Origin of the sequence: Paenibacillus sp. FSL H3-0333 (assembly GCF_038002805.1) — a bacterium.
Classification (GTDB): Bacteria; Bacillota; Bacilli; order Paenibacillales; family Paenibacillaceae; genus Paenibacillus_AQ; species Paenibacillus_AQ silagei.
On record NZ_JBBODG010000001.1, the window covers coordinates 381,399 to 393,412 of the forward strand.

The following is a 12,014-nucleotide window of genomic DNA, read 5'->3' on the forward strand; positions in this document are numbered from 1 at the left end:
ACCCTAGTATACACGAATTTAATCCCGGGCATCCCTGTTATGATGTTCACAATATTAAATCTGCATACAAAAAAACCTCCGCCTATTCCATTTCAGAACAGAGCGAAGGTTTACTTTAGGCATACTATTCAACAACAATGGCAACAACAATTGACATGATGAAGAATCCGGCCGCCAGGCCAACTGTTACACGCTGCAGCACAAGCTCCATACCGCGCGCCTTTGTTTTACCGAAGAGATGCTCAGCACCGCCGGAGATGGCACCGGAAAGACCTGCACTTTTCCCTTTTTGCAGAAGAACGACCGCAATCAGACCTACGGCAAAAATCAGAAGCACCACTTTCAAAAAGATATCCATTCACTTCCACCTCCTACGTCCAAGCATCACTATCTATGCTAAATTAGAATTTCCGTTTCATAAACAGCATTTTTATTTTATCATAGCCACAGAATGAATACAACCTTCCAGACGGCATTCCCGCCCTATCACACTATGAAAATCTCATGTTGTCCCTCTATCGCGGATATCAACATCAAAAAAGCCTGCCGGAAACCGGCAGGCTCATTGTATCTATAGATTCAAAAGAAATTATCTTTTGAGGTTGTAGAAGGATTTCAGGCCGTTGTATTGAGCCAATTCGCCCAGCTCATCTTCGATGCGAAGGAGTTGGTTGTATTTAGCCACACGGTCTGTACGGGAAGGAGCACCCGTCTTGATCTGGCCTGCGTTGGTAGCTACAGCGATGTCAGCGATAGTGCTGTCTTCGGACTCACCGGAACGGTGGGAGATTACAGCTGTGTAACCAGCGCGTTTAGCCATTTCGATCGCATCGAAGGTTTCAGTCAGTGTACCAATCTGGTTAACCTTAACCAGGATGGAGTTACCGATACCCTTTTCGATACCTGTTGCCAGACGCTCAGTGTTCGTAACGAACAAGTCGTCACCAACCAATTGGACTTTATCGCCCAATTTTTCAGTCAGCAATTTCCAGCCATCCCAGTCATCTTCGGACATACCATCTTCGATAGTGATGATTGGGTACTTCTCAACCCATGAAGCCAGCAGGTCAACATACTCAGCGGAAGTGTAAGATTTACCTTCGCCTGCAAGTGTGTATTTACCGTCTTTGTAGAACTCAGTGGAAGCAACGTCCATACCAAGGAATACGTCAACGCCTGGTTTGTAACCGGCTTTTTCGATCGCTTCGATGATTGTAGTGATCGCTTCTTCATTGGAACCCAGGTTCGGTGCGAAGCCGCCTTCGTCGCCAACTGCTGTGTTCAGGCCTTTGGATTGCAGTACGGATTTCAGGTTGTGGAAGATTTCTGCACCAGTACGAAGTGCTTCCTTGAAGCTTGGAGCGCCTACTGGAAGAACCATGAACTCTTGAACGTCGATGTTGTTATCGGCATGCTCACCACCGTTGATGATGTTCATCATTGGCACTGGAAGAGTCTTGGCGTTGAATCCGCCCAGGTATACATACAAAGGAATGTCCAGAGCAGTTGCAGCAGCGCGAGCTACAGCCATGGATACAGCCAGGATTGCGTTAGCGCCCAGCTTGCCTTTGTTCGGAGTTCCGTCCAGAGTGATCATCAGCTTGTCGATGCCCACTTGGTCAAGAGCGTCCATACCGATTACTTCTGGAGCGATAATTTCATTTACGTTCTCAACAGCTTTCAGAACGCCTTTACCCATGTAACGGGATTTGTCGCCGTCACGAAGCTCTACAGCTTCATGAGCGCCAGTGGAAGCGCCGGAAGGAACGATAGCGCGGCCTTTTGCGCCGGACTCCAGATATACGTCAACCTCTACAGTAGGGTTACCACGGGAGTCAAGGACTTCGCGTGCATACACATCAGAAATAATAGTCATGTAAGTTTAATCTCCTTTTATACAATGTTTTTGGGTTTACACAAACAGGGTGTCTTGCTTATTTACGGCTGGCAATCATGGATTGTCCGGTCATTTCCGCAGGCTGCGGAAGTCCCATCAGATCTAAGATTGTCGGTGCCACATCTGCGAGAATACCAGCTTCGCGCAGAACTACATCTTCAGTGGTAACGATGAACGGTACCGGGTTGGTGGTATGGGCTGTGAACGGACGTCCGTTCTCATCGAATACCATATCAGCATTTCCGTGGTCGGCAATGATAATAGCAACGCCGCCCTTAGCAACTACAGCATCCACAACCTTGCCTACGCATTCGTCCGTTACTTCGACTGCCTTGATTGTAGGCTCCAGCATGCCGGAGTGTCCTACCATATCAGGGTTAGCAAAGTTCAGGATAATGGCATCCTGTCTGTCCGCCTCGATCTCCGCTACGCAGGCCGCCGCCACTTCGTAAGCGCTCATCTCTGGCTTCATATCATAGGTTGCCACCTTCGGCGAGTTGATCAGGATACGGGTCTCGCCCGGAAGCTCCTCATCGCGTCCGCCGCTGAAGAAGAAGGTCACATGCGGATACTTCTCGGTCTCTGCAATACGCAGCTGCTTCTTGTTCTGCTGAACCAGCACTTCACCGAGCGTGTTGTCCAGATTCTTCGGGGAGTAAGCCACGAAGCCTTGAACTGTCTCACTGAAGGTAGTCAGACATACGAAATGCAGGTTCTCCGGGAACTTCGGACCACGGTCGAAGCCGCGGAAATCGGAATTGGTGAATACTTGCGACAGCTGGATGGCACGGTCAGGACGGAAATTAAGGAAAATGACGGAATCGCCGCTCTCCACGGTCGCAACCGGGTTGTTCTGGCTGTCTACAATTACACTTGGCTCCACGAATTCATCGAACACAGAATTCTGGTAGGATGCAGTGATGGCCTGAAGGGCATCGGTATATTTAGGGCCTTCCCCATATACCATTGCACGGTAAGCCTTCTCTACACGTTCCCAGCGCTTGTCACGGTCCATCGCGAAGTAGCGTCCGGATACCGTAGCAATCGTACCTACGCCAACCTCTTCAATCTTGGCGACCAGATCCTGAATGAACTTCTGTCCACTGTCGGGTGGTACGTCACGGCCATCCATGAAGGCATGAATATAGACTTCATGCAGATCTTCTTTTTTGGCCAGATCGAGCATGGCGAACAGGTGATTGATGTGGCTGTGTACGCCGCCATCGGATACCAGTGCATAGAGGTGAAGCTTTTTGCCGGTTGACTTAGCGCTTCTTACGGCAGCCACCAGCGTTTCGTTATCGAAAAATTCTCCATCACGGATCGACTTGTCGATACGGGTCAGGTCTTGATATACAATCCGGCCGGCACCAATGTTAAGGTGCCCTACTTCAGAGTTACCCATTTGGCCTTCCGGCAGACCTACAGCTTCACCGCAAGCGGTAAGCGTAGTATTCGGATATTGCTTCAGGTAACGGTCGTAGTTCGGCTTGTTGGCTTGGGCAACAGCGTTGCCTTCATCCGTGTTCCGCAGTCCGAAGCCGTCCATGATAATCAGTGCTACAGGTCTTGGAGCTGACATTCTTACTTCGCCCCCTCAACGAGTGAAACGAAGGAAGCAGGCTGCAGGCTGGCACCGCCGACGAGAGCGCCGTCGATGTCGCTTTGACTCATGTACTCCGTTACATTCTCAGGCTTCACACTGCCGCCGTATTGGATACGGACTGCATTAGCCGTTGCTTCATCGTACAGGCCTTTAACAAGGGTACGGATATAAGCAATAACTTCGTTAGCATCCTGGGAAGTGGAGGATTTACCTGTACCAATCGCCCAGATCGGCTCATAAGCGATAACTACGCTTGCTGCCTGCTCTGCGCTAAGACCGGCAAATGCCGCTTCAGTCTGCACCTTGCATACGTCCTTAGTCTGATCAGCTTCGCGCTCTTCCAGCTTTTCGCCTACGCAGACAATTGGAGTAATGCCGTGACGGAAGGCCGCATGCATCTTCTTGTTGACGATTTCGTCCGTTTCACCGAAATAAGCACGGCGTTCGGAGTGGCCGATAATAACGTACTCTACACCAAGATCCTTCAGCATTACGCCGCTGATCTCACCTGTATAAGCGCCGTTATCTTCGAAGTGCAGGTTCTGTGCACCAATTTTGATGGTAGTGCCTTGTACCGCTGCAACCAGTGCAGGCAGGTTCGTGAATGGCGCGCAGATTACAGTCTCTACGCCTGCCACTTCCGCCTGGCCTTTGATTTCAGCGATGAAGCCTTCGGCTTCCGGAACGGTTTTGAACATTTTCCAGTTGCCTGCAATAATAGGTGTTCTACTCATAGTGATGTATTGCCTCCCTCTTCGGTATTACTTGTCGTTCAGTGCTTCTACACCTGGAAGAGCCTTACCTTCCATGAACTCGAGCGATGCGCCGCCGCCAGTGGAGATGTGATCCATCTGGTCTGCGAGGTGGAATTTCTCAGCAGCCGCAGCGGAATCGCCGCCGCCAATAACAGTGTAGCCTTCGGTAGTAGCACAAGCTTGAGCCACAGCCTTGGTACCTTCAGCGAAGATGTCGATTTCAAATACGCCCATCGGTCCATTCCATACAACCAGCTTGGAGTTTTTGATAATATCGGCATAGATTTCACGGGTCTTAGGACCGATGTCCAGACCTTCCCAATCTGCAGGGATCTCGGTTGCATCTACAATCTTGGTGTTGGCATCTGCACCGAACTTGTCAGCGACTACAACGTCAACCGGAAGCACGAAGTTCTTGCCCAGCTTCTTGGCCTTCTCGATGAATCCAAGCGCTGCATCAATCTTGTCGTTGTCTACCAGGGATTTACCGATTTCGAAGCCTTGAGCCTTGGTGAACGTGTAAGAGAGGCCGCCGCCAATCAGTACATTGTCAGCCAGATTCAGCAGGTTGTCGATAACGTCAATCTTGTCTTTCACCTTGGAACCGCCGATGATGGCAGTGAAAGGACGTTCCGGGTTAGAAAGCGCCTTGCCGAGAACGGACAATTCCTTCTCCATCAGAAGACCGGATACTGCCGGCAGGAAGTGAGCGATTCCTTCTGTCGAAGCATGGGCACGGTGAGCTGCGCCGAATGCGTCATTAACGAACAGGTCAGCCAGTTCAGCGAACTGCTTAGCCAGTTCAGGATCATTCTTCTCTTCGCCTTTGTAGAAACGGACATTCTCAAGCACAAGCACATCGCCATCGTTCAGTTCAGCGATTTTCGCTTTTACAGCTTCGCCAATGGCCTCATCAGCCTTGGCTACCGGTTTGCCGAGCAATTCAGACAAACGGACTGCAGCGGAAGTCAACCGCATGGAATCGACGAATTCGCCTTTAGGACGGCCCATATGGCTGGCCAGAATGACCTTTGCACCGTTCTCAATCAGGTATTTAATTGTTGGAAGGGTTTCGCGGATACGGGTATCATCAGTGATCTTGCCGTCTTCCACTGGCACATTGAAATCTACACGCACGAATACGCGTTTGCCTTTTACTTCTACATCACGGACACTTTTTTTGTTCATGATTAACATTTCCTCCACACCCAAAATTGGTTCCTTCACAAAGCCATTTCACGCGAATCCAGTTCATTTAGAAAGAGCGGAAACAGACTTTCCTTGTTTCCGCTCTATTGTACTTCTTATATGAAATCGGTCTTATTTAGCAAGCTTAGCGAATTTCTCCAAAGTACGAACCAGCTGTGCAGTGTAGGACATTTCATTGTCATACCAAGCAACAGTTTTAACCAGCTGTTTGTCGCCAACAGTCAGTACTTTAGTCTGAGTTGCATCGAACAGGGAACCGAAAGTCATACCCTTGATGTCGGAAGATACGATTTCGTCTTCAGTGTAGCCGTAAGTTTCTGGGTCAGAAGCTTCCTTCATGGCTGCATTGATTTCTTCAACAGTTACGCTCTTATCCAGAACAGTAACCAGCTCAGTCAGGGAACCTGTAGCTACAGGCACACGTTGTGCTGCACCGTCAAGCTTGCCCTTCAGTTCTGGAATAACCAGGCCGATGGCTTTAGCAGCACCGGTAGTGTTAGGGATGATGTTCTCAGCAGCAGCGCGGGCGCGTCTGAAGTCGCCTTTTGCGTGTGGAGCATCAAGAGTGTTCTGGTCACCTGTGTAAGCGTGGATCGTTGTCATCAGGCCTTCGATGATACCGAACTTGTCGTTCAGGACTTTGGCCATTGGAGCCAGGCAGTTCGTTGTGCAAGATGCGCCGGAGATTACTGTTTCGGAACCGTCAAGGATGTCATCGTTAACGTTGTACACAACAGTTTTCATATCGCCTGTAGCTGGAGCGGAAATAACTACTTTCTTAGCTCCGCCTTTAAGGTGCTTCTCAGCGGCTTCTTTAGTTGTGAAGAAACCAGTACATTCCAGAACGATATCAACGCCAAGCTCTCCCCAAGGAAGCTCTTCAGGGTTACGGTTCGCCAGAACCTTAACATCTTTACCGTTTACTTTGAAGAATCCGTCATGAACTTCAACGTCTCCCTGGAATTTACCTTGAGTTGTATCATATTTAAGCAAATGAGCAAGCATCTTAGCGTCAGTCAAGTCATTGATTGCTACCACTTCGATACCTTCTACATTTTGAATACGGCGGAATGCAAGGCGTCCAATACGTCCAAAACCGTTAATACCAACTTTTACACTCATTGAATAGTTCCTCCTAGAGTTCGTTTTATTTATTCAAGACAGGCCGTGAGGCTCGTCAAGACAACAATGTTAAGTATAATGCATAAACCCTTTGCGCGCGCCCCATTTAATGGAATCTATAGGGCCTTTTGTAGCTGTGTGTCGATTTCCTTGCCGATTTCAACAGCCGCCGCCTCGTCGATCACGAGAATATCCTCTTGACCAAACCGCAGCATCGCATGAATGGCCTTCGCCTTGCGTTTGCCACCGGCAATACCGATAACGACTTCCGTACGGATAATGTCTTCCAGGCGCAGCCCCATGGTCCGCATCGTATGAACCACTTCGCCATTCTCATTGAAATAGTATCCGAAGGACTCGGCTACGGCTCCCTCGCTCTGAATCTCTGAGATCGTCCCGGAGTCCAGCTTGCGGCGGTGGGTCATTTCAATGGCGTCGCCTATTCCATGTACAATAATACGCGATCTGCGGATAATTTGTACAATCTCTCCAATATTGGAGTCCTGCGCAAGCGACTCATATGCGTCTCCGCTAAGCAGATCGGGCACATGCAGCAGACGGTAATTGGCGCCAATCCGTTTGGCCATGGTTGAAGCAATGGTGTTGGCCTGTATCTCCATGCTCTCTCCCAGTCCTCCACGCGCCGGAACAACCCAGGCGTTCTTATAGGAAAGGGATAGCGGCGGGGTCAACTGATCGGCCATCTCGGCTAGCGTTGATCCGCCTGTGACGGCAATCGTATCGTCACTCCGCAGTACGCTGAGCAGTGCCTTGGAGCCTGCGCGCCCCAGCTCACGCTTGGTGAACGGCGATGTCTCACAATCGCCAGGTACCACAATTACTTTGGTGAGACCGTACGTTGTACGAATTTTCTCTTCCAGATCATCCAGGCCGAATAGGCTCTTGGCGACCGGCTCCAGCAGGTCAAGCAGTCTGCGACCGGCATCGCTAATGCGCATACCGACGCTCTCGATCTCAATGAGCCCCTGCGATTTCAGAAGATCCGTCTCGGCGCGCAGCACCCGCTCGGTCATATCAAGCGATGCGGCTAACGTCCTGCGCCCAATAATATCGGACAGCATGATCTGATGTAGAATCGTATACCGTCTCTTAAGGGTTTCCATGAGATCAGGCAGAAGCTGCTTTTGGATTTCCAATAGATTACGCATGCTTTCACTCCTGCAACTTCGTCTTTCTCTTATCCCTTGTTCGTGGTCTCAAAATGTCCCGGGTTAACTTTTTAAGTCCCACCCATATTCTACCCAAAACTGACGCCAAGTGCAAGTGTTCCGAGACTATAATTCTCAGCCCGCTTTCATCTTATACATGGGCTTGTCCGGAAGGCCGCTGGCAGGAGGTGCATCTCCGGCTCTATTAATGGAGGCAGAGAAAACTATTTTTGCGCAGGATGCCTAATACGCATTGCTTTTATCCGAGAAGTATATTATAATAATTTCTGTTGCGCCCGTGGTCCAATGGATATGACGTAGGCCTCCGAAGCCTGAGATCCAAGTTCGATTCTTGGCGGGCGCGCCATTTTTTTCAAGCTTGTACATAATTTAGTTCCGATTATATTATATTTAACCAATGAGCCGCTTGAGGGCTCTTTTTTTTGAAAGTAAGTTTGACTTTCTTTGACTTTTTGTTTGAATTTGTTTATCATGTGGTTAATACGGTAACAGTAAAAAATGAACCCATTCGAAGCACCAATTTCAAGGAGGTTTTCCACGTGAGTTATATTCCTATGGTAGTAGAACAGAGCAACCGCGGTGAGCGCGCTTATGACATCTATTCCCGCCTGCTGAAGGACCGCATCATTTTCCTTGGAACGGAGGTTAATGACGTGGTTGCCAATTCCATCATCGCACAAATGCTCTTCCTGGCTGCCGAGGACCCGGATAAGGATATTCACCTGTATGTGAACAGCCCAGGCGGTTCCATCACAGCGGGTATGGCCATCTTCGATACAATGCAATACATTAAGCCGGATGTATCCACTATCTGTGTAGGTATGGCCGCTTCCATGGGAGCGTTCCTGCTGAATGCCGGCGCCAAGGGCAAGCGCTTCGCCCTGCCGAACAGCGAAATCATGATTCACCAGCCGCTAGGCGGTGCTCAGGGGCAGGCTTCGGATATCGAGATCCGCGCCCGCCGCATCATCAAGCTGCGTGAGAAGCTGAACCGCATCTTGTCCGAGCGTACAGGCCAGCCGCTGGAGAAGATCGAGAAGGATACTGACCGCGACTACTTCATGAGCGCTGCAGACGCTGCTGAATACGGTATCGTGGACAAGGTAATTGAGAAGACTCTGCCAACAGGCGTATAAGTACCTGCTCCAATGAATACACAAAGAGGCTGTAACAGACCGGTCCGGTCCCGTTACAGCCTCTTTCTTATGCCCAGCCATTGCTGCCTACCTTAAGCTCCCGTACCCAAGGGCATCCAGCTTGCCTGCAATTACGCGGTAGCCTCTGCCGTTCGGGTGAATATGGTCCAGGAACAGCAGCCCCCGCTCATTACCGGCAAATTCATGGTATACCGAAGCAAACCCTACGTTATTGCTGCTGTAGCCTGCTGCATAGCGGTTGAACTCGCGCACCCACTCTGTTGCTTCATTCACCTGAGGGTAGGGATTATACAGGCCTACCATCCGGATGATGTAGGGGCTGCGGGAACCTGCTTTGAGCTGTGTCAGGCTGCCCATGATGTCGCTGTAGTTACGCTTGCAGTCCCTAAGCGCCTGCTGCAGTAAGCCCTGGAATTCACCGGGCCGGGGCCCGGCTGCCCGGGCTGCCTTAATCAAGTCGTTGCCGCCAATGGACAGCGTAATGATCTGCGCATCCTTCACCGCCGCCCGGTAGACATTCGAGCTCCTCAGCCGTTGCTTCAGCCCCCCGGTGGTCAGACCGTTGACGCCAAGATTCGCCGGCACCACTGGTGTACCCAGCCTCCCTTCCGCCATCCGGCGGTAGACGGGGACGAAGCCGTTCCCGGGCAGCGCCCCGAAGCCGGTTGTAAGTGAATCCCCGATCGCTGTATAAGCATAGACCATAACCTTCCCCTCCCCGTTATAAGCTGCTTGCCTTCTATAGCTTATGACTATCCGGGTGAAGTGGTAACGGCAGGGCAGGCTGATTAGGCCGTGGATGAAGGGTTGTGCATGAAGAATGCCCCTGCGTCTCCCGGAGGAGATGCAAGGGCATCTGGATAATTATTTTATTATTTCAGCGCCGCGAACGGACTGCTTCCATCCGGCAGGAGTTCCTTGAAGCTGAAGGTGAATTCCGGGAAGCCCTCGGCATATGCCGTGTATTCGTATAACTGGAAGAAGAGCACCGCTTTGCCATCTTTCAGATAGAAGTACTTCTCGGTATTCAGTCCATTGAACCCGCCCAGATATCCTCCGTTAGCTTTGATCTCGGTGGCCAGCTTGGCATTGAGCTGTTTCTTGTAATTAGGGTTGGCACCGAACAGATCGCCCAGCAACAGACGTTTCCCGTCTTTGAGCGAGAAGGTGAACGCATTGCGGTAAGTCATCCCATGGGCACCGCCGGTATACCCGTATTGATTGGTGATTAGGCTGAGCACGCCATCCTGGTTATACGTGACCACATAACCGCCTTCGAATTCATAGGGCCGGTCATCCTTCGACCGCTTGGAGATTTGATCTTCAGCATCCTTCGCATAGTTCAGAACGGTCTGCTTAATCGTATCATTGATTGCCTTCTCTGCTTCTGCACTTGCCAGGCCGCTGACCTGCGGATAATCCAGCCGGATAGGCGCATCCTTATGATCCTTCACATAGCTCACTGTTTTGATGGTTACCGCATTCTGCACTTTCTTCATAACATTCAGCCGTCCTGCTGCTGCGCTCCCGTCTACTTTGTAGCCCAAGTAATCGCTAAGCAGCTCAGACGAAACATACAGCCGGTTATTCAGTTGCTTGCCTTCACCGACATAATAATTGTTCACCATAACAGAAATGCCATAATCATTGATCGTCAGCCTTGTCTGAGCAGTTCCTGTCCCGATGGTGTACGTCTTCCCCGCTTTATCATAAGAGAGCGGCATCCCCAGCGCATCGCGCAGGAAGGTTACCGGCACCCATACCTTTCCTTCCTGAAGCAGGCCCGTCTGGGCTGTACTTTTCCCGTTAACCTTCAGCACTACAGATGAGGATTTGGCTTTGACCTGAGCGGCTGCCGGAGCGGCCTCAGTGATGCCTGCATGAATTATTCCTGTTCCTCCCAGCAGGATTCCTGCGGCGAGCATTCCTGCACCCCATTTGCTGATGTATTTCTTAGAGTTCGAATTCATTGTTATTTCCCCTTCCACCTGGTGGTATGATTAGTCATGATGTGTGTTCTTCCGTATCACTGTTCCTATTATAGTAAAAGAACTAGCGGGGGATGTTACAATCCGCTTTACAGTTTCTTAAGGTTTGCCGTGATTATCTAAAGATCCTGTCACCTCAATTTAAACAAATTGAGAGCTTTAGATAGCGGCTGTGTGCATATATATACATTTATATGATTATAAAAAGCGCCTGCCCCGCTATAACAGCAGAGCAAGCGCCTCTTACGAAACGTTTTATTTCAATTCATACGTTACACTCAATTGGGTAGTGACCTTAACCTGCCCGGGCTCAACGGAGCTGCCGGCATTGTTATCCATGGACATCTTTTGTAAAGAGGCTGCTTCAGCATAGACCACCGGATGATTCCCGTCATCGCTCTGAATGACAGTGACTACCTGACCCAGTCCGCGTTTGGCTGCTTTGGCGATGGCCGCAGCTTTGACATCTGCATTCTGCATAGCCTTCTCAATAGCCTGTGCTTCAAAGGCGGACGGATCTTCGATCGCAAACCGCACATTGCCGATGTTGTTCGCTCCAGCCGCAGAGGCAGCGTCCAGCAATTGTCCAACCTTGGTCAGATCCCGGTAAGAGACCTCTAGCGTGTGCTGGGCGTTATAGCCTTTTACCTTCTGGCCGTCCTTCTCGCTGTAAGTGTAGTTAGGCTGTACGTTGAACTGGGTGCTCTGAATGTCTTTGTCTGCAATGCCCCAAGTGGTCTTGAACAAAGCGGTCAGCTTGGAGACCTTCGCGGCTGTGCCCTTCTGTGCTTCCTGCGCGGTTTCGGCAGTTGTCGTTACGCCGATGGAGAGATACGCAATATCCGGTTTGATCGACAGCTCGCCTTTGCCTACCACGTTCACCACATTCTTCTGTACTTCGTCGGCGTAAGCCTTTTCAGGACCCTTTAGCACTCCGCTCAACCCCATTCCTCCAATCATCAAGCTAGCTGCCAGCAGAACTGATCCAATCGATTTACCCCATTTTCTCATGCTTGCCATCCCCTTTCGATTCGTTTAAGTGTTATTACCCTCTAGACGGGACAGCATGGTAAAAGTTGCATGAGCGATG

Annotated in this window: 11 protein-coding genes and 1 tRNA gene; 2 read left to right on the top strand and 10 right to left on the bottom strand. The window is 50.3% G+C overall.

Annotation, left to right across the window (positions count from 1 at the left end; all coding sequences use genetic code 11):
• Window positions 1–124: 124 nt before the first annotated feature.
• The 7 genes from secG to MHH78_RS01600 form a co-directional block, all read right to left on the bottom strand.
• Window positions 125–358 carry a preprotein translocase subunit SecG gene (gene secG, locus MHH78_RS01570; RefSeq protein WP_036690096.1) on the bottom strand — a complete coding sequence of 78 codons (234 nt, stop codon included), beginning with the start codon at window positions 356–358 and terminating at the stop codon, window positions 125–127.
• A gap of 231 nt (window positions 359–589) precedes the next feature.
• The gene (gene eno / locus MHH78_RS01575; RefSeq protein ID WP_036726271.1) at window positions 590–1,876 is read right to left on the bottom strand and encodes a phosphopyruvate hydratase; all 1,287 of its coding nucleotides are present in this window, start codon (window positions 1,874–1,876) and stop codon (window positions 590–592) included.
• Window positions 1,877–1,934: 58 nt separating this feature from the next.
• Window positions 1,935–3,479, bottom strand: a complete 1,545-nt coding sequence (gene gpmI, locus MHH78_RS01580; RefSeq protein ID WP_341166439.1) for a 2,3-bisphosphoglycerate-independent phosphoglycerate mutase — start codon at window positions 3,477–3,479, stop codon at window positions 1,935–1,937.
• A gap of 2 nt (window positions 3,480–3,481) precedes the next feature.
• On the bottom strand, window positions 3,482–4,237 hold the full coding sequence (gene tpiA / locus MHH78_RS01585) for a triose-phosphate isomerase (RefSeq protein ID WP_036726267.1): 756 nt from the start codon (window positions 4,235–4,237) through the stop codon (window positions 3,482–3,484).
• Between the two features lie 27 nt (window positions 4,238–4,264).
• Window positions 4,265–5,446 carry a phosphoglycerate kinase gene (locus MHH78_RS01590; protein WP_341015303.1) on the bottom strand — a complete coding sequence of 394 codons (1,182 nt, stop codon included), beginning with the start codon at window positions 5,444–5,446 and terminating at the stop codon, window positions 4,265–4,267.
• 132 nt (window positions 5,447–5,578) lie between these two features.
• A complete protein-coding gene (gene gap, locus MHH78_RS01595) occupies window positions 5,579–6,589 on the bottom strand; it encodes a type I glyceraldehyde-3-phosphate dehydrogenase (RefSeq protein WP_036690087.1) in 1,011 nt (336 codons plus the stop codon).
• Between the two features lie 116 nt (window positions 6,590–6,705).
• Window positions 6,706–7,758 (bottom strand): sugar-binding transcriptional regulator, encoded by a 1,053-nt coding sequence (locus MHH78_RS01600; protein ID WP_036726264.1) that lies wholly within the window; start codon window positions 7,756–7,758, stop codon window positions 6,706–6,708.
• A 292-nt stretch (window positions 7,759–8,050) separates the two neighbouring features.
• Between MHH78_RS01600 and MHH78_RS01605 the strand changes: the two genes are divergently transcribed.
• Together MHH78_RS01605 and clpP are read left to right on the top strand one after the other, a co-directional pair.
• Window positions 8,051–8,125 (top strand) — tRNA-Arg (locus MHH78_RS01605).
• 193 nt (window positions 8,126–8,318) lie between these two features.
• Window positions 8,319–8,915: an ATP-dependent Clp endopeptidase proteolytic subunit ClpP gene (gene clpP, locus MHH78_RS01610; RefSeq protein WP_036690083.1), complete on the top strand. Its 597-nt coding sequence runs from the start codon at window positions 8,319–8,321 to the stop codon at window positions 8,913–8,915.
• An 87-nt stretch (window positions 8,916–9,002) separates the two neighbouring features.
• On the opposite strand, the gene MHH78_RS01615 is transcribed toward clpP, so the two are convergent.
• The 3 genes from MHH78_RS01615 to MHH78_RS01625 all read right to left on the bottom strand — a co-directional run bounded on the left by MHH78_RS01615 (window position 9,003) and on the right by MHH78_RS01625 (window position 11,935).
• On the bottom strand, window positions 9,003–9,641 hold the full coding sequence (locus tag MHH78_RS01615) for a GDSL-type esterase/lipase family protein (RefSeq protein WP_036726263.1): 639 nt from the start codon (window positions 9,639–9,641) through the stop codon (window positions 9,003–9,005).
• A gap of 167 nt (window positions 9,642–9,808) precedes the next feature.
• Window positions 9,809–10,906 (bottom strand): PdaC/SigV domain-containing protein, encoded by a 1,098-nt coding sequence (locus MHH78_RS01620; protein ID WP_341166440.1) that lies wholly within the window; start codon window positions 10,904–10,906, stop codon window positions 9,809–9,811.
• A gap of 273 nt (window positions 10,907–11,179) precedes the next feature.
• Window positions 11,180–11,935, bottom strand: coding sequence for an SIMPL domain-containing protein (locus MHH78_RS01625; protein WP_341166441.1), 756 nt, complete (start codon window positions 11,933–11,935; stop codon window positions 11,180–11,182).
• Window positions 11,936–12,014: the final 79 nt, after the last annotated feature.

Bases quoted from the DNA above. Each gene is read 5' to 3' on its own strand.
- MHH78_RS01620 (WP_341166440.1), bottom strand. From the start codon at position 10,906: ATGAATTCGAACTCTAAGAAATACATCAGCAAATGGGGTGCAGGAATG.
- MHH78_RS01600 (WP_036726264.1), bottom strand. From the start codon at position 7,758: ATGCGTAATCTATTGGAAATCCAAAAGCAGCTTCTGCCTGATCTCATG.
- gpmI (WP_341166439.1), bottom strand. From the start codon at position 3,479: ATGTCAGCTCCAAGACCTGTAGCACTGATTATCATGGACGGCTTCGGA.
- MHH78_RS01590 (WP_341015303.1), bottom strand. From the start codon at position 5,446: ATGAACAAAAAAAGTGTCCGTGATGTAGAAGTAAAAGGCAAACGCGTA.
- MHH78_RS01625 (WP_341166441.1), bottom strand. From the start codon at position 11,935: ATGAGAAAATGGGGTAAATCGATTGGATCAGTTCTGCTGGCAGCTAGC.
- MHH78_RS01615 (WP_036726263.1), bottom strand. From the start codon at position 9,641: ATGGTCTATGCTTATACAGCGATCGGGGATTCACTTACAACCGGCTTC.
- eno (WP_036726271.1), bottom strand. From the start codon at position 1,876: ATGACTATTATTTCTGATGTGTATGCACGCGAAGTCCTTGACTCCCGT.
- tpiA (WP_036726267.1), bottom strand. From the start codon at position 4,237: ATGAGTAGAACACCTATTATTGCAGGCAACTGGAAAATGTTCAAAACC.
- secG (WP_036690096.1), bottom strand. From the start codon at position 358: ATGGATATCTTTTTGAAAGTGGTGCTTCTGATTTTTGCCGTAGGTCTG.
- gap (WP_036690087.1), bottom strand. From the start codon at position 6,589: ATGAGTGTAAAAGTTGGTATTAACGGTTTTGGACGTATTGGACGCCTT.